Here is a 16857-nt window from a genome sequence, read left to right as displayed (position 1 = left end):
GAAAGGGGATAATATCATGAATTTACAAACTGCATCACCAGAGGAAATTAGAGCAAGTATAAGACAAGGCGCATTAACACGACCAACTAGTGGGATGGCTAAAGGGTATGTCCAAGCAAATGTCGTCATCTTGCCTTCTAAATATGCTTATGATTTTTTGAAATTTTGCTTTAAAAATCCGAAGACATGTCCATTACTTGATGTATCCGAAGTAGGATCGCCGTCATTTAGTAAATATGGAAAAGAAGCGGATATTAGAACAGATGTTGGATTGTACAGACTTTATAAAGATGGCAAATTCGTACAAGAATACGAAGATATTAAAGCGTTGTATACAGAAGATATGGTCAGCTTCTTGATTGGATGTAGCTTTACATTTGAACATGCTTTGCTTGAAGCGGGCATTCCAGTACGTCATATAGAAGAAAATCATAACGTGCCGATGTACATCACAAATATACCAGCTGAACCAAGTGGTACTTTTAAAGGAAACATTACAGTAAGCATGCGACCTATGACGATGGCAGAAGCAATTAAAGCTACTGAAATCACAACACATTTCAAAGAAGTACACGGTACACCAATACATATTGGAAATCCAAGTGAAATCGGTATCGGAAACATTGACCAACCTGATTTCGGTGAAGCTGTAACAATTAAAGACGGAGAAGTTCCTGTATTCTGGGGATGCGGTGTAACACCACAGTCTGTCGCATTAGATGCCAAACCAGACATCATGATTACGCATGCACCAGGACATATGTTTATAACAGATGTTAAAGATAGCGAAATGAGCTAGACTTAGAAGGACTTTAAAAGCAGAAAGCTGAGGCAACGGTCATTGCCTCAGCTTCATTTTTGTTTCTGGACCGGTAATTGATTTTATAGGTCCATATTTTTCATTTCTGGACCGGTATTTATTTTTATCGGTCCATATTTCTCATTTCTGGACCGGTAATTTTATTTATCGGTCCATATTTCTTATTTCTGAACCGGTAATTTTATTTATCGGTCCATATTTTCTATTTCTGGACCGGTAATATTTTTTATCGGTCCATATTTTTCATTTCTGGACCGGTAATTTTATTTATCGGTCCATATTTTCTATTTCTGGACCGGTAATTTATTTTATCGGCCTGAAAATCCCTACACTCCTATTCCCAACTTATAATTCTGTACGCAATTCCCACAATTCTGGGAAGAAGTTCTGGTCAATAACCCGTTTTAAATAATTTACTCCTGAACTTCCACCTGTTCCTGTTTTGAATCCTATTATTCTTTGTACGGTCTTCATATGTCTAAATCGCCACTGACTGTATCTATCTTCTACATCTGTTAATTTCTCTAGTAGTTCATACAATTCAAAGTATGCGTCTGATTGTAAATATATTGCTTTAAAAGCTTCTTTCACTGAATCATTCCGCATATAATTTTGCGTAACTTCCCTATTTAACACTTCGGAATCTATGTTAAATCCTGCTCTATGTACTGCTTTAATTGTTTCATCATAAATACTTGGTCGTTCTAGTTGTGTTTTCAACTGCTGATATATATTTGGGTCTTTTTCATAGATTTTTAAAGCGTGTGTTGTTTTATATCCTAAGCTATATTCAATCATTCTATTTTGAAAAGATTGAAATCCTGAAGAATTCCCTAAGTCATCTCTAAATTTCAAATAATCACTTGGTGTCATGGTTGATAATACTTCCCATACTTGAATGAGTTGTTTTTGTATATTACCTACACGAGCTAATTTTTTAAATGCTTGTTTATATTGATCAGATTTAATATCATCACTTGCAGAATTTAATTCATGAATAATTAAGTTCATCCACAGTTCTGATACTTGATGGACAATTATGAATAATTTCTCATCGTGCGCATCTGTTAATGTATGTTGTGCTGATAATACTTTATCTAAACCTAAATATTCACTATAAGTCATGTCCTTCGAAAAATCCGTCTTCACACTTTCCCCTTTAAGTGATTCATCTTGAAATTCGCTCACAACTACTCCCCCTTTTTAGAAATGATCGCTCTTATTGGCGAACCGTCTGCACCTACTATATTTAAAGGTAATCCAATGAAGTTATAATAACCTTCTGATACATTTTCTAATAATAGATTTTCAATATTAATGATGTCGTATTGATTAAATGCATGATGATTGTCTAAAGTTTTAGAGTCGATATCATCTACTGATGGCACATCAATTCCAAATACTTTAATCCCTATTGAAGATAAATATTGAATGGCATCTTCTGTTAAGACAGGTACTGACTCTGGAAACACTTCAGAATGTGCTTCTGTTTTAGTCTTAATCATTATAATCGTCCCTTTAATCTCATATTTCTTGAGTATTTCCTGGGTGATTAAAGTTTCATCCATAATTTCAATCAATGTTGCATCGCCAATTAAACGATTGACGTCAATTTCATGAATCTTGATACCTTCTTCATCAAAGTGATATGGCGCATCCATATGTGTGCCTATATGTGTGCTTGTTGAAATACTACCAATATTTACAGAACCCGTTTCTTCTTTAGTCGCTGAAAGTTTAAAATGAAATGGCTCATCACCTGGCCAGTGTGCAATATTGTTCGTCAATTGTTGTGTAATATCAATCCACATAATCATGCTCCTTTATTAATGTAATCGCTACCATATTACCTTTTAATCCAACTTTTGTACATTAATTTGTAATAATGAAAAAAGTAAAAGCCGAGACATATTCGTATGTCCCAGCCTTTTTTAAAATTATACAATTAAATTGACGATTAATATTAATATCAAACCTAATACAGAAAGTACAGATTCTAGAAGTGTCCATGTTAAGAACGTTTCTTTAATTGTTAAACCAAAGTATTCTTTGAACATCCAGAATCCTGCATCGTTTACATGTGAGCAGAATATACTACCTGCACCAATCGCAAGTACGACAAGTGAAATATTCACATCTGATGCTTGTAATAATGGTAATACAATACCTACTGAAGATATTGCTGCTACTGTCGTTGAACCAAGTGCTACTCTTAATAAAGCAGCAGCTAACCATGCTAGAAAAATTGGTGACATTTCTGTACCGTGGAATATTTCTGAAATTGTGTCACCAACACCACCATCAATGAGGATTTGTTTAAATGTACCGCCCCCACCAATAATTAAAAGTAACATTGCTATTGGTCCAATAGCTTCTTCAAATGATTTCATAATCGTTGTCATATTCTTAGATTGTTTAATACCCATTGAATATATCGCAAATAATACAGCTAATAACATTGCTGTAACAGATGAACCAAGTAAGTACACGATAGATTCAAACCAGTTTGTTGGTTCTTGATCATGACCAGTTATAAGTTGGACTACTGTAGCAAATAACATTAAAATAACTGGGAATAATGCTGTTAATAAACTAATACCAAAGTTCGGTAATTTTTCATTACTAAAATCATTCATTTTACCTATACTTGCTGTGTTCCCTTTCTTTTCAAATGCTACAGGTGCAATAGCATAAGCAAATTTAGGGAAGATACCACCGACTACGATTGCTAAAGGTACACCAATGATAAGACCATACATCAATACTTCTCCAATATTGGCATTAACCGCTTCTGATATCGCTACTGGACCTGGATGTGGCGGTAGAAATCCATGCGTTACAGCAATTGAAGTTGCCATTGGAATACCAACTTGTAAATTAGAAATTTTCATTCTTTTAGCCAACGTAAACACTAAAGGAATTAATAATACAAATGCAACTTCTAAAAATAAAGATATCCCGATAATAAATGATGCAATAATCATTGCCCAAGTTACATATTTTTTACCAAACGTATTAATCAGTGTATCTGCAATTCTTGTTGCACCACCACCGTCAGATAATAACTTACCTAAAATCGAACCTAATCCAAAAATAATCGCAATATGACCGAGTGTATCGCCCATACCTTTTTCAATGATTTCCACAATTTTATCAAGTGGCATACCTAAAATAATACCTGTTAACATTGAAGTGATAATTAAAGCAACAAACGTATTTAATTTAAAGTACATAATAAGCGCTAATAAAATTAATACACCAATTACAACACTAACCAGTGGCCAGTACTCTCCCAACATTTAAATCCCTCTCTCTTTATATATTTAACGATTTAATTCATATACACTGCTTAAAGTTTCTTCATCTCCGACATTTCCTGGGAATATAACATAAGGTATATTTTGATATTTCGCTTCAGGACCTGTTAGCCATACTGGAACCCCTTGTGTAATTTGACCGATGACTTTTGCTTTTTCAATTTTTAATCCTTTTGTCGCAACATCGCTTGAAGTTATACCACCTTTAGCGATAATAAACTTCGGTTGTACATCTAAATTTGAAACGATTGATACTAAACTATTTGAAATAGCAGTAGAAATACTTAAATTATGTTGCAAGTTCTCAGTTCTAATAACATCTCTTGACGTATAAATGACAACATCTTCTCCGTTATCAATATATCGCTCAACGAGTTGTGTAATGTCATCAACATAAGCTTGTAAATTGGATGACGCTATTTGCGTAACGTCAAATTCTATTTCACTAATAAATGAATGGTCTAATAAATATTTCAGTTGGTCTGATGACTTTTTAACATGTGAACCAACAACAATAATGCCACCATTATCATTTTCTTTATAAGAATTTAAATTGATAATTTCTCCAGGTGTTTCACAAATTGCTTTAACAAAAGATGCCGCTGTTCTAAAGATAAAGCGTTTATCATGTTGTGCTAAAAATTCAGTCAGACAAGCTACAAAGAAATCCATATCCTCATCATTTACAGCATCTACTACGACTTGATCAAAGTCATTTAAATTTGAAAATACATTAAAAATCGTTTCTTTATCTCTTTGTCGTAAATATTCTAATGTGATGTGATAAACTTCGTCAGATTGAACTTCGCCATAACTTTTTTCGCTTATAAAGTCATTCATATGTTTAGACTTAAATCCAAATGTTGTATCTTGTGCAAATTCACTTTCAGATACTGGGATATATTGCTCGCCTTCTTTAAGGTAATGAATGCCTTCATATGTATATCTATTGCCTTCAAAGAAAGCTGGAATATAGAATACAGCATCAAAATCTTGGTCACTAGATTCACTTAACACTTTAGGTTCTAAATAGAAATGACCTCTTAATGTAGAATCTCCTCTACTAATAATTAAATAAGGTATATCCAATTTATTAGCTACTTTTTGTATGTTAGCGCTTACCTCTTGGTGTAAAGAAATCGTCTCTTGTTCATTTAACGCTCTAGAATTCGTCAAAATGTAAAACATATTATGGGATTGAAGAAAACCATCTTCAATCCATTCCTCAGTCCACTTCGTATATACAGGTAAATCTTTAACTGTTTGAGTGCCTGTAGGATCATCATCTAGTACAATAATTTTATATTTTAAATCTGGTAAATGTTTGTTTATATCATCATGTTTAAATTCATTTATTAAATCTTTTGTTAACATCATTATCACCTACATATTATTGATTTTTTCGAAGTATTGAATGATACCTGAATGGTCATTTAAACCATTACCTTGTGCAACTTCTGATTTATAAATTTCTTTAATTTGATTAACAACTGGTAAAGTTAAACCTGCTGTATCTGCTGTTGACGATACATTTTTTAAGTCTTTTAAATTAATGTTTAAAGTGCCACCTGGTTTATAATCTTGTTCAATCATTTTAGGGAATTTCGCTTCCATAACTGCTGAACCTGCTAAACCATTTTTGATTGCTTCATGCATTTCTGTCAAATCTATATCAAATTTCTTAGCGAGTACAACCGCTTCAGACAATGCTGCAATATTTGTATTCACGATAATTTGATTCGCCAATTTAACGACACTACCAGAACCAACATGACCAACTCTTACAACAGATCCAGCAATTGGACGAAGCACTTCTTTAATATCTTCTAATAAACCTTCATCACAACCAACCATTACAGCTAATTCTCCTGTAATCGCAAGTGGTTCTCCTCCACTAACTGGTGCATCTACATACTGAATATCTTTTTCTTCAAGTACTTTACTAATTTCTAAAGATTCATTAGGTGTTAAAGAACTCATATCAATAACCATTTTGACATTAATTTCACTTTGGTTTAATACGGTCGTTTCACCACTGTATAAAACTGATTTAACAATAGCGCCATTAGGCAACATTGTAATCATCACTTCGGCATCTCTAGCCATTTCTTCAATAGTTACAACTTTCGCACCTAATGCTTCTACCTCTTTTTCAGCTTCTTTATTTAAATCATTCACTAATACTTCTTTATTAGCTTTGATTAAGTTTTTCACCATTGGCTTACCCATAATACCTAATCCAACAAATCCAATTTTCATTTTTATGCTCCTTTTCTGTAAACGTTTACAGGTATTGTATACCAAAATTTAATAAATGTATACATTTTATTTCAAATTTTTTTATAGTAAGATGAAGTTAACGAGGTGAAAACGATGGCAAATAAGGAATTATCCATATATCAAAAAATAAGAAATGACATTATAAATGGTGACTTAACGCAAAATGAAAAAATAACAGAAAGTAAACTTGCACAAAGATATAATGTTAGTAGAACACCGATAAGAGAAGCTATAAAACAACTAGAATTAGAATACTTCATAAGAGATGGTTATATTTATGTACCAACAGTAGAAGAATATCGAAATATCTTTGAGATGCGTATTTTAATAGAAACACACGCAATCAAAAAAGCGAGTATCGTATTCACACAAGACGATATCGAAGAATTAAAAAGTTACGCAACAATCGGAGACGACAAAACAGAAGAAGAAATCATACAAATCAACGATCAATTCCATCAAAAAATCATGAGCGCCACAAAAAATAGTTTTATAATAGATACGTATAGTAAATTAAAAAGTTATATATACCTATTCAGCAAAACAGTTATCAATAAAAAACGCCCATGTCTTATAGAAGAACATCAAAAAATAGCAGAAATGCTAGAAAAAAGACAAACCGAAGCGGCAATAGAACTCATGAAAGAACACTTATTAAACGACTTAGAATTCAGTCTATACTATTTGAAATCGTAGGAAGATGTAGTGTGGGGAAGGGAAAAACAATATTCAACTATATTAAAATGAATGGAGTGCATCATATGACATTAAAAGAATTTAACATCATTGAAAATCAACTCATTAATGAATATGCAGGTTACTTTGATAAAAAAGAACTTATAACACAATTTCCATCTAAAATTTCTAATATTAGTGAAGAAGAATTTTATTTTTACATGACTAAATATTTGAATAAATTTCACGATCCACATCTTAAATTAGTTGAACTTAACGGACTTTATCCAAATATTAGAGTTCAATTACATAATGATCAATTATATGTGATAGACTCCAGAAATTCACAAATTCCTACGGGTACTGTTATTCATAATTTAGGTTCTTACTCAATCAAATATATACTTGAAAATGATCATGATTTATTAAAATCCAGTAACCCAGAAAGAATGGAATGGTCAGACGTACTTAAAAAATATAAATATATCGTATCCGATTCTAAAGAAATATCTATTTTACAAAAGGATAAACCGGATTTCTTTGAACAATCATACATTATCGAAAATAAACATACCTATATTTATTTAAAATTTACCGACTTTATTGATCATTTAAAAATCTCTAACTTAATAGATAAGCATAAAAAACTACTTTTAAATGCGAAACAAATCATTATTGATGTGCGAGGTAATCGCGGTGGTTCAGATTTAGCTTATTTAAAGTTATTACCTTATTTAACAAGCGAAAGTATTACAATAACTGATGATACGCCTTATTATCATAGATTTACAAAAGCATATTGCGATGAAAGAATACATGCAATTTCTGAACTCATAAAACAGATACCAGATTCAGATGATCTTGATGAATATAAATCATTTTTAAAATTATTTAAAGATAACTACGATAAAGGACTTGTTAATATCAATAACAATCCAGAACCTGATACGATTAAAGGCATTCAAGAAAATTGTCCAGATGTAAAGGTACTAGCGGACTTTGAATGCGGCAGTTCAGGAGATAACTTTGTAAAATTTGCACATGAATTTAAAAACATTGAAATTATAGGTAGACCTACTAAAGGTATGAACGATTATAGTAATGTTATGTTTGTCGATATTAACGGTAAATATAAATTAAGCGTCCCACACTCTAAAGACGGAAATGTAGATTTAGGTAAGAGTATGGGAAAAACAGGTATACCAGTAGACCACTATATTCCATGGACACCAGAAGAACTTGAAAAAGATATCATCTTAGAAACAGCAATAAATAGATTTACTTCACATTAAAGTTAAATGAAAAATGTTGCGCTAACGATCTTGTTTTATTGAAACATAAAATAAATGGTTGAAAATGATCAGTCTCTTATATTAATTATTAAGAGTTATTCATTTCCAACCATCTTTTTATGTCTTTTTATAAATACAAATGTAGCTAAAATTATGGTAATACTATTTATAATAATTGCAGCGTAAACTATGTTTAATATATCGACTAAGTAACTAAATATCATAACTATTATTGGAGGTGGTATTCTTAGTGCTAGTGACCTAAAACTACTAACTCTACCTATAAACTCATTACTTGTTTCTCTTTGAATAAAGGTATTAATAAATATGACACTTAAACTTGAAGTTATACCTGTTAAAAATATTAATAATATTACTAGTAATGTATTAGATATTAATACTGTAAATATCACAAATACTGAATACATCACGATTAATAAATAATTAACTTTACTTTCTTCTACTATTTTTAAAATATATGATGCGCAAATTGTTCCTATTATTGAGCCTATAGAAAAACTAATCATTAAAACAGATAAACCTATTGATCCTAATTTTAATTGATCAGACATTAAGACAAATATTAAACTAATAGGAGCAACAGATATATTAATAATGATTAAATAATATATAGATTGTTGTAATAAATTTGAACTTCTTCTTAAGTAACTAAAAGATTCTGATATACTTCCTTTAATTTTTTTATCAATGATTTGTTGAGAAAAAATTGGAATATATGCTATTTTCATAAGTATTGCTCCACCTAAAAATAATATGCCACCTAGAAAAAGTGTGTTAATTAATCCTAGTGAATCAACAAGTAATCCCCCTAATAGTAATCCGAAAATATTACAAATATGTTTGATAAATTCAACCGAGCTATTAGCATTTATAAGTTTTTGATTACTTATCGTTTTCTTAATTGTTGCTTGGAAGCTTGGAAGATAAAAAGAAGTTAGTATAGCCAAAATAAAAACTAATATGTATAACAATATAATGTTTAACAAATCACTTTGAATAGTATAAAAAAGTAGTCCTGATACCATTAAAAGAACAAAGCGTGATAGATTCGTTATAATTAAGATCGATTTATTATTATAATAGTCAGCCAGTGCACCAGAATAAAAAGAAAAGATTATAATTGGTAAAACTTGAAAAAGTGTTAATAAGCCCACTAAATACACTGAATCTGTATAAACATATAAGCTCCACAATACAGCTATTCCTAATAAAGATTCACTAATTCTTGTAAGAGCTAAAGAAGATAATATCAAATAAAAATCATTAATTTTTAAAAATTTCTTCATATATACTCGCTCCCTTTCTGATAAAAGTAAGTGTTACCAGCCTGTTGAATTCGTTAGACTTCTCTGTATTCCAACTATATATTTAATTTTACATATACGTTTGAATATAGCATAAAAAAATTATTTGATTATACATAAGCATATAAAATCGTTACTTCTTAAAAAATATAATAGACTAGAAACATGATTTGTTCAAATCATCTTAGAAACAGCTATAAATAGATTTACTTCGCATTAAATTTAAATGAAAAATGTTGCGCTAACGATCTTGTTTCGGTTTCTTGAGCGTTAGAATTTCTAACGATCTTGTTTCGGTTTCTTGAGCGTTAGAATTTCTAACGATCTTGTTTTCCACTCTTGAGCGTTAGAGCGATATTTTTTCTGTTTTTGCGCTGATTCTCATGCGCTAACGATCTTGTTTCGGTTTCTTGAACGTTAGAATTTCTAACGATCTTGTTTTGCAGTCTTGAGCGTTAGAACGACATTTTTTCATTTTTTGCGCTGGTTCACGTTTGCTAACGATCTTGTTTTCCACTCTTGAGCGTTAGCCGGTCCAAAATCCGATACAAACCCCTTACAAAACCTATATATAATATGAAAAGCGACGCCTTTTCCTGGCGTCGCTTTATTTTTATCATGATAACTTCTCTTTTACGTAATCATAATTTCCTTCATATTTTGTGAGTTGTTTATCTTGTAGTAAATACGTTATATCAAATAGTTTATTTAAGAAATATCGATCATGTGATACGGCTATTACGGTACCTTCGTATTCTAACAGTGCTTCTTCTATTGTTTCTTTTGAATCTATATCTAAATGGTTTGTTGGTTCATCAAGTATGAGCACGTTAAAGTCTTGGTTAACGATTTGTGCCCATCTTAATCTCATTTTTTCTCCACCACTTAAACTTTCCACTTTGTTAAATACATCTTCTCCATAGAACATAAATTGTGCAAGTATGTGTCTTGCTTGTCCTTCTGTTACATGCACGACATCCCTAAAAGTTTCTATGACTGTTTGATTTTCTATATTTTCAAACGTATGTTGAGATAAGTAACCTATTCTTAAGTTTGAAGCACAATGAACTTCTCCATCGTCTGGTTCTACTTGATGCATCATCATTTTTAATAATGTACTTTTCCCAGTACCGTTGTTACCGATAATGGATACGTGTTCTTTTCTTCTGATAAGTAAATCGATATCTTCGAATAGTATATCTTCATACATTTTAGAAACTTTTTTGAATTCAATTACATCATTTGAGACACGCTGTCCTTCTGTTAAGTTTACATTCATTTTTTTATTTTCTAGTACAGGTTTTTCTAACCTTTTAATTCTATTTAATGCTTTTTCCATACTTTTCGCACGTTTATACATTGCAGCATTCGGTGGCTTTGCTTGACTCGCCCACAATCTTAATTGTTTAATGGAGTCTTCCATTTTTTTAATTTTCTTCTGTTGTGTTTGATATGCTTCAAATTCACGTATAATGCGTGCTTCTTTTTCTTTCACAAAATAACTATAATTACCGTGATAAATGTGCAGATGTCCTTGATCGATTTCTAATATTTGATTGACTGTTTCATCTAAGAAGTATCGATCATGTGACACGATCATAACTGCACCATTATATTGTTTAATAAAATCTGCTAACCAATCAATAGATGAAATATCTAAATGATTGGTTGGTTCATCTAATAATAGTAGTTTAGGTTGTTGCAATAATATTTGTGCGAGTCCTACTTTAGTACGTTCTCCTCCAGAGAGGTTCCCCCAAGTTTGATTTAATAATTGATCAATTTTCAAACCATGACTAACTCTTCTTATAAGTGCATCCCTTTCATACCCACCTATTTCTTCAAATGTTTCTTGTAATGCGCCATATTGTTTTAATAAACTTTCTAAATCATCCGTATTATTTGCCATTTCATCTTCTAAAAATTTCATTTTTTTAGAGACGTAATTGATTTCTTTAAATACTTCTGATAAACATTCATAAATTTCTTTATCTGCTTCATACTGTGGTAACTGGTTTAGATATCCAATTGAAATGTTCTTTTGCCAGCTTATTTGCCCCTCTGTCGGCACTTCGATACCAGCCATCAATTTCAATAATGTACTCTTACCCTCACCATTTCTTCCAACTAGTCCAACGCAATCTCCTTCATTCAAGTCATATTTAATATCTTCAAAGATGAGATCACCTGTGTAAGACTTTGATAGTTTAGACATATTAATAACATTCATTTTGCTTCCTCCAAAATCGGTCTATAAGGAAGCTGGTGTTAGACATTCCTTATAGCTATATTTTTCTTCAAAAAAGACATACTCCGCCAATTTTGGAAGAACATCCGCAAATTTGTTGCGTACGATTACGAAAAATCTGCAACTTTGAGCTAAAAGAAACATCTAAAACACCTCCGTTCATTTAAGTTAGTTTCATTATATAGTTGTAAAAATAATAATTCAATGTCTTTATGCTATTTTAAATTCTCACCAATATTAACTGTTGTGACGTAATTATCATCTATTGTAAATATGATAAGATTGCCACCTACTAGGAATCTATATTCATCTCCGTTACGAGTTTCTTCTATAGTATAATCATTTCCGTAAGCTTTAAGAATTTGTGCTTTTGAAATGTGATGCTTTTTCACCGGGAATTTAGCACTTGCAGCATATTCTTCTTCATATTTTCCACCGAAATAGAATGTTTGATCATATGAAGTTCTATGCGTATAAATATTTCCTTCATAAGATTGTGGTTGAACAATTCTATAATTATTCATTGTAACGTTCTTATACACTAAAGCATTGATGAAAGCTGAATCTAAAATAAAACTACCGTCATGACCGGTGTAACCTTTATAAGTGTAGTAAGGTGTTGTGGCTGCTTCAACTTCATGACTGTCTTGACCAGGAAAATCTACAATGCCAAAAATTGTTCCGAAAGAAATTCCTGTTGCAATTGTTAATTTAGTTATTTTATTCATTATCATCACTCCCTTTTAGTATAATTGTACACCTTAATGTTACAACAATATTACAATGATATCAAAAATATTACACAAATGGATTGTAGGTATAGCATTAGTAATATTACTGATAATTCAGTCTATTATTGTCATAATCATGCTGAAACATACGCGCACTAACTATAGAAGCATTATAAGAAATATTAAATTCTTGCTATGAACTTTTCATAATCAAAATATAATTGATTCATTTTACACATCTAAAATTTTACATTTTTATTCTATGATCTTATTTCTTAGTAATGAAATCGACTTTAAAATTTTATATATCTACTTTCAAAACCGTCATGAAAGGATTCTATTTCATTATATAAAATCCGACTATTTTATCATCCAATTGTATACAATCGGTAAACTTAGGTGTAATATTACAAAATATAACGAGCGTAATTCATTATTACATTATTTCTTCTACATTGTAATCTTTTGTTATTTGACTGTAATTTACAAAGCCTCTATATGTGTTATTGTTGTCTTGTCCCAAATTTAAGGGAAGAATTTTTAACTAACAAAGAAATTATCATCTTAAAAAAGATACTATAAATAAAAAAATTATTCGGAGGGTTTTAAAATTATGAAAAAAGCATTTTTAACTTCATCATTAGCAGTAGCAATCGGAGCAACAGGTGTTGCATCTACACAAGTAGCAGACGCAGCTGAACAGGACGTAAATAAAGAGCAATTAGCTCAATTAGCTCAATCTAATTCACCAGAACTTAATGAACATGCGATTCAAGAAGGCGCATATAACATTAACTTCGTATTAGATGGTTTCGAGTATAACTTCCAATCAGATGGTTATAACTTTACTTGGGAATACCATGCAACTAATGCAGCTGACTCTGAAAGCACTCAAGCTCCTGTAGCTGAGCAACAACAACCAGTAGCTGAAGAAAACGTAGCTGAACAAACTCCAGCTCCAGCAGCAAACAACACAGCTAATGAACAAGCAACTCAAGAAGCACCTCAACAAGTAGAAGCACCAAAACAAGAAACACAACAAACTCAACAAACTCAAGAAACTACTACACAAACAACTCAAACATCTACAACTTCATCTTCAGCTTCTGAAGGTTCAAGTGTAAATGTTAATGATCACTTAAAACTTATTGCTCAACGTGAATCTGGCGGAGACTTAAAAGCTGTTAACCCAACTTCAGGTGCAGCAGGTAAATACCAATTCTTACAAAGCACTTGGGATTCAGTAGCACCATCTGAATGGGTAGGTAAATCTCCAACAGAAGCTCCAGAATCAGTACAAGATGCAGCAGCTGTTAAATTATACAACACTGCAGGCCCTTCACAATGGGTAACTGCATAATATATAAGCAGTATTAAAATTTTATTCAACACATTAATCCAACGCCCCCGGCAATAGCCAGGGGCGTTTTTTTGTATATATTTTATTTATGAAACATATCATTTACGATTTCAGCAACTTCTGGAAACTCAGTATAACCGTCTGAATCACAGAAATGCCCTTCATGTTCAACAATAACCTCTGTAGATTGAAGCTTTTCTGCCAATCGTTCACTTAAATTTCTCGGGACTAAACGGTCATTAGACGCTATGACACTCACAATGTTGGGTACTTGTTTAATAATCTTCTCAAAATCTACTTGTGTTTGATCCATGTAAGTATCAATTTTATTCAAGTTAGGAATCTTTTCATAAAAGCCTGCCACAAGAACAAGTCCTTTAACATTCCATTCTCCTTCATATCTAGATAGATAATCTAATACAGTCACAACACCTAAACTATGTGCAACGATTACATTATTACCACTCGTTATATCTACTTCATTTAGTAAAGTTGAATTCCAATCTTCTAACACTGGATTTGATGAATTAGGAAAGTCCAATATTTTACTATCTATATCGTCAACTTGTTCTGTTAACCATTTAAACCAATGCTTTTTACTGTTTGCAGTATAGCCATGTGCTATATATAAATGTTTATCCATATTCATCACCTATTCTATTTATTGTAAGAGCGCGTTAATGATACCTATTATAATACCTCCGAATGGAAATACGAGCCACCAAAATCTTGATAAGAACTCCCAACCATTCATCGGACGATCATAATAATTTTGATTATGGTTAGGGTCATTTCGATAAGTCTCAATAATCGTGTTTTTTAAATTTTTATCCCCTTTGATTAACTCATCTAAAGATACATCAAAGATATCGCTCATTTGTACCAATATATCTATACCTGGATATACTTTGCCGAGTTCCCATTTAGAAACACTTTGTCTTGTGACATGTAATTTGTTAGCAAGTTCTTCTTGAGACCATCCATTAATTTCTCTCTCTTCTTTAATTCTAGCTCCAATATTCATATCAACCAACTCCTTATGTTTACTATATAACGACTACTTTAAAATATCCCGATACTATACTTTGCACCCTGAGCAACTTGAAGTTGCAAACGCATGATACTAACCTTTAACACCATTATATACTTTTTTAACAATACGTCATTTATTTTTAGAGGTTACTCTGCCTTCTGTCTTATTTTCAAAAAATGCTATTAATCGTACATTCCGTAATTATAATTGTACTTTGTTATACTATATATATCATATCGATAAAGGAGCGAACAACATGACAATCCCGATTATTATTGACACGGACCCTGGAATTGATGATATTATAGCGATTTCTGCAGCACTACATAGTAAAGAATTAGATGTAAAATTAATCACAACTATTGGTGGTAATGTAGGCATTGAACGTACAACACAAAATGCATTAGATATTGTAAGTTACTTTCATTTAAATACTCCAGTTGCTAAAGGTGTAGACAAACCACTCATCAATACACTTGAAACAGCAGAACATGTACATGGTCAAAATGGTATAGGAAATGCTCACATCAAGACCAATTTACATAATGATATTTTAGAAGAACATGCTGTTATCGCAATGAGAGATACCATCTTAAATTCTGAAGAACCTATTACACTCGTACCAATTGGACCACTAACAAATATAGGACTGTTATTCTCACTATTTCCTGAAACTAAAAAGAACATTAAACAAATTGTATTAATGGGTGGCGCAGCAGTTGGAGGAAACGCTACGCCCGTTGCAGAATTTAATATTTTTGTAGACCCACATGCAGCAAAAATTGTCTTCGATCAAGATGTCCCAATCGTAATGTGTGGACTTGATGTAACGAGAGAAACTATGATCAATAAAGATGATTTAAATATCATTCAAACACAAGGAGACTTTGGAAACATCATTATAGATATGTTATCTTCTTACAACGATGTTAATGCCGGCGAAGAACATGAACATATCATTCATGACTTATGTACAATTTTCTACTTATTATATCCAGAAATGTTTACAACAGAGCGTGCCGATGTATCTGTCATAACAGAAGGACAAGCAGCAGGATGTACATACACAGAATTTAGCGATGAAGGTAAAGTAGAAGTATGTATGCATGCACAAAACGAACAATTCCGAGAAAAATTTGTAGACTTTATTAAAGCAATACATCAAGATCAATAACCATACTTGTTTATATAAAATAATGAGACTGGAATATTGCATTCCAGTCTCTTTCATATGGGAAATTTGAGGGAGACGAGCTCTATGTTGCTTGTTTGGAGAGTCTTGCAACATACGGTGGCTCTATGTTGCTTGTTTAGGCAGTCTTGCAACATACGGGTGTTCTATGTTGCTTGTTTGGGCAGTCTTGCAACATACGAGCGTTCTATGTTGCTTGTTTAAGTAGTCTTGCAACATACGAGCGTTCTATGTTGCTTGTTTGGACAGTCTTGATAAATACAAGGCTCCTATTTATCTTGTTTGCTCAGTCTTGATAAATACAATGCTCCTATTTATCTTGTTTGGGCAGTCTTGATAAATACAACGCTCCTATTTATCTTGTTTGCTCAGTCTTGATAAATACAACGCTCCTATTTATCTTGTTTGCTCAGTCTTGATAAATACAACGCCTCTATTTATCTTGTTTTGTCAGTCTTGATAAATACAACGCCTCTATTTATCTTGTTTGGTCAGTCTTGATAAATACAGAGCTCCTATTTATCTTGTTTGGCCAGTCTTGATAAATACAGAGCTCCTATTTATCTTGTTTGGTCAATCTTGAT

At 31.8% G+C, this 16857-nt stretch carries 16 protein-coding genes; 5 read left to right on the top strand and 11 right to left on the bottom strand.

What is annotated here, in order from left to right; genetic code table 11:
• Window positions 1-16: 16 nt before the first annotated feature.
• Complete coding sequence (locus tag LQ679_RS13860) at window positions 17-799, top strand: putative hydro-lyase (RefSeq protein WP_239763391.1); 783 nt, start codon at window positions 17-19, stop codon at window positions 797-799.
• Between the two features lie 366 nt (window positions 800-1165).
• Here the strand turns inward: LQ679_RS13860 and kynA are convergent, their stop codons facing one another.
• The 5 genes from kynA to LQ679_RS13835 form a co-directional block, all read right to left on the bottom strand.
• Window positions 1166-2008: a tryptophan 2,3-dioxygenase gene (gene kynA / locus LQ679_RS13855; RefSeq protein ID WP_025906919.1), complete on the bottom strand. Its 843-nt coding sequence runs from the start codon at window positions 2006-2008 to the stop codon at window positions 1166-1168.
• 2 nt (window positions 2009-2010) lie between these two features.
• The gene (locus LQ679_RS13850) at window positions 2011-2631 is read right to left on the bottom strand and encodes a cyclase family protein (RefSeq protein ID WP_239763389.1); all 621 of its coding nucleotides are present in this window, start codon (window positions 2629-2631) and stop codon (window positions 2011-2013) included.
• A gap of 126 nt (window positions 2632-2757) precedes the next feature.
• The gene (locus LQ679_RS13845) at window positions 2758-4119 is read right to left on the bottom strand and encodes a gluconate:H+ symporter (RefSeq protein ID WP_239763387.1); all 1362 of its coding nucleotides are present in this window, start codon (window positions 4117-4119) and stop codon (window positions 2758-2760) included.
• A 24-nt stretch (window positions 4120-4143) separates the two neighbouring features.
• A complete protein-coding gene (locus LQ679_RS13840) occupies window positions 4144-5511 on the bottom strand; it encodes a four-carbon acid sugar kinase family protein (RefSeq protein WP_239763383.1) in 1368 nt (455 codons plus the stop codon).
• 9 nt (window positions 5512-5520) lie between these two features.
• Window positions 5521-6396, bottom strand: coding sequence for an NAD(P)-binding domain-containing protein (locus tag LQ679_RS13835; protein ID WP_239763380.1), 876 nt, complete (start codon window positions 6394-6396; stop codon window positions 5521-5523).
• Window positions 6397-6510: 114 nt separating this feature from the next.
• On the opposite strand from LQ679_RS13835, the gene LQ679_RS13830 reads away from it, so the two are divergent.
• Together LQ679_RS13830 and LQ679_RS13825 are read left to right on the top strand one after the other, a co-directional pair.
• Window positions 6511-7113 carry a GntR family transcriptional regulator gene (locus LQ679_RS13830; protein ID WP_239763377.1) on the top strand — a complete coding sequence of 201 codons (603 nt, stop codon included), beginning with the start codon at window positions 6511-6513 and terminating at the stop codon, window positions 7111-7113.
• Between the two features lie 65 nt (window positions 7114-7178).
• On the top strand, window positions 7179-8384 hold the full coding sequence (locus tag LQ679_RS13825) for a S41 family peptidase (RefSeq protein ID WP_239763374.1): 1206 nt from the start codon (window positions 7179-7181) through the stop codon (window positions 8382-8384).
• A 95-nt stretch (window positions 8385-8479) separates the two neighbouring features.
• On the opposite strand, the gene LQ679_RS13820 is transcribed toward LQ679_RS13825, so the two are convergent.
• The 4 genes from LQ679_RS13820 to isaB form a co-directional block, all read right to left on the bottom strand.
• Window positions 8480-9691, bottom strand: a complete 1212-nt coding sequence (locus LQ679_RS13820; protein WP_239763371.1) for an MFS transporter — start codon at window positions 9689-9691, stop codon at window positions 8480-8482.
• 406 nt (window positions 9692-10097) lie between these two features.
• Window positions 10098-10226 carry a hypothetical protein gene (locus LQ679_RS14870; protein WP_275589953.1) on the bottom strand — a complete coding sequence of 43 codons (129 nt, stop codon included), beginning with the start codon at window positions 10224-10226 and terminating at the stop codon, window positions 10098-10100.
• 99 nt (window positions 10227-10325) lie between these two features.
• Window positions 10326-11939, bottom strand: a complete 1614-nt coding sequence (abc-f, locus tag LQ679_RS13815; RefSeq protein ID WP_239763368.1) for a ribosomal protection-like ABC-F family protein — start codon at window positions 11937-11939, stop codon at window positions 10326-10328.
• A gap of 233 nt (window positions 11940-12172) precedes the next feature.
• The gene (gene isaB, locus LQ679_RS13810) at window positions 12173-12685 is read right to left on the bottom strand and encodes an immunodominant staphylococcal antigen IsaB family protein (protein ID WP_051575469.1); all 513 of its coding nucleotides are present in this window, start codon (window positions 12683-12685) and stop codon (window positions 12173-12175) included.
• 616 nt (window positions 12686-13301) lie between these two features.
• Here isaB and LQ679_RS13805 point away from each other — a divergent pair.
• Entirely contained in the window at window positions 13302-14048 is a 747-nt protein-coding gene (locus tag LQ679_RS13805; RefSeq protein WP_232181121.1) for a transglycosylase family protein, read from the top strand.
• Between the two features lie 82 nt (window positions 14049-14130).
• Here LQ679_RS13805 and LQ679_RS13800 read toward each other — a convergent pair whose 3' ends face one another.
• Both LQ679_RS13800 and LQ679_RS13795 read right to left on the bottom strand, forming a co-directional pair.
• The gene (locus tag LQ679_RS13800) at window positions 14131-14691 is read right to left on the bottom strand and encodes an RBBP9/YdeN family alpha/beta hydrolase (RefSeq protein ID WP_239763365.1); all 561 of its coding nucleotides are present in this window, start codon (window positions 14689-14691) and stop codon (window positions 14131-14133) included.
• A gap of 18 nt (window positions 14692-14709) precedes the next feature.
• A complete protein-coding gene (locus LQ679_RS13795) occupies window positions 14710-15072 on the bottom strand; it encodes a helix-turn-helix domain-containing protein (protein WP_206166687.1) in 363 nt (120 codons plus the stop codon).
• A gap of 265 nt (window positions 15073-15337) precedes the next feature.
• Between LQ679_RS13795 and LQ679_RS13790 the strand changes: the two genes are divergently transcribed.
• On the top strand, window positions 15338-16255 hold the full coding sequence (locus LQ679_RS13790) for a nucleoside hydrolase (protein WP_239763358.1): 918 nt from the start codon (window positions 15338-15340) through the stop codon (window positions 16253-16255).
• Window positions 16256-16857 lie beyond the last annotated feature (602 nt).

It is taken from the genome of Mammaliicoccus sp. I-M35, assembly GCF_022386455.1.
GTDB classification, from domain to species: Bacteria; Bacillota; Bacilli; order Staphylococcales; family Staphylococcaceae; genus Mammaliicoccus; species Mammaliicoccus sciuri_A.
This window is presented reverse-complemented; position numbering and strand designations above follow the sequence as displayed.

Excerpts from the sequence above, each read along its gene's own strand:
- LQ679_RS13860 (WP_239763391.1), top strand. The coding sequence starts at position 17 with ATGAATTTACAAACTGCATCACCAGAGGAAATTAGAGCAAGTATAAGA.
- LQ679_RS13850 (WP_239763389.1), bottom strand. The coding sequence starts at position 2,631 with ATGTGGATTGATATTACACAACAATTGACGAACAATATTGCACACTGG.
- LQ679_RS13845 (WP_239763387.1), bottom strand. The coding sequence starts at position 4,119 with ATGTTGGGAGAGTACTGGCCACTGGTTAGTGTTGTAATTGGTGTATTA.
- LQ679_RS13840 (WP_239763383.1), bottom strand. The coding sequence starts at position 5,511 with ATGTTAACAAAAGATTTAATAAATGAATTTAAACATGATGATATAAAC.
- LQ679_RS13835 (WP_239763380.1), bottom strand. The coding sequence starts at position 6,396 with ATGAAAATTGGATTTGTTGGATTAGGTATTATGGGTAAGCCAATGGTG.
- LQ679_RS13830 (WP_239763377.1), top strand. The coding sequence starts at position 6,511 with ATGGCAAATAAGGAATTATCCATATATCAAAAAATAAGAAATGACATT.
- LQ679_RS13825 (WP_239763374.1), top strand. The coding sequence starts at position 7,179 with ATGACATTAAAAGAATTTAACATCATTGAAAATCAACTCATTAATGAA.
- LQ679_RS13820 (WP_239763371.1), bottom strand. The coding sequence starts at position 9,691 with ATGAAGAAATTTTTAAAAATTAATGATTTTTATTTGATATTATCTTCT.
- abc-f (WP_239763368.1), bottom strand. The coding sequence starts at position 11,939 with ATGAATGTTATTAATATGTCTAAACTATCAAAGTCTTACACAGGTGAT.
- isaB (WP_051575469.1), bottom strand. The coding sequence starts at position 12,685 with ATGAATAAAATAACTAAATTAACAATTGCAACAGGAATTTCTTTCGGA.
- LQ679_RS13805 (WP_232181121.1), top strand. The coding sequence starts at position 13,302 with ATGAAAAAAGCATTTTTAACTTCATCATTAGCAGTAGCAATCGGAGCA.
- LQ679_RS13800 (WP_239763365.1), bottom strand. The coding sequence starts at position 14,691 with ATGGATAAACATTTATATATAGCACATGGCTATACTGCAAACAGTAAA.
- LQ679_RS13795 (WP_206166687.1), bottom strand. The coding sequence starts at position 15,072 with ATGAATATTGGAGCTAGAATTAAAGAAGAGAGAGAAATTAATGGATGG.
- LQ679_RS13790 (WP_239763358.1), top strand. The coding sequence starts at position 15,338 with ATGACAATCCCGATTATTATTGACACGGACCCTGGAATTGATGATATT.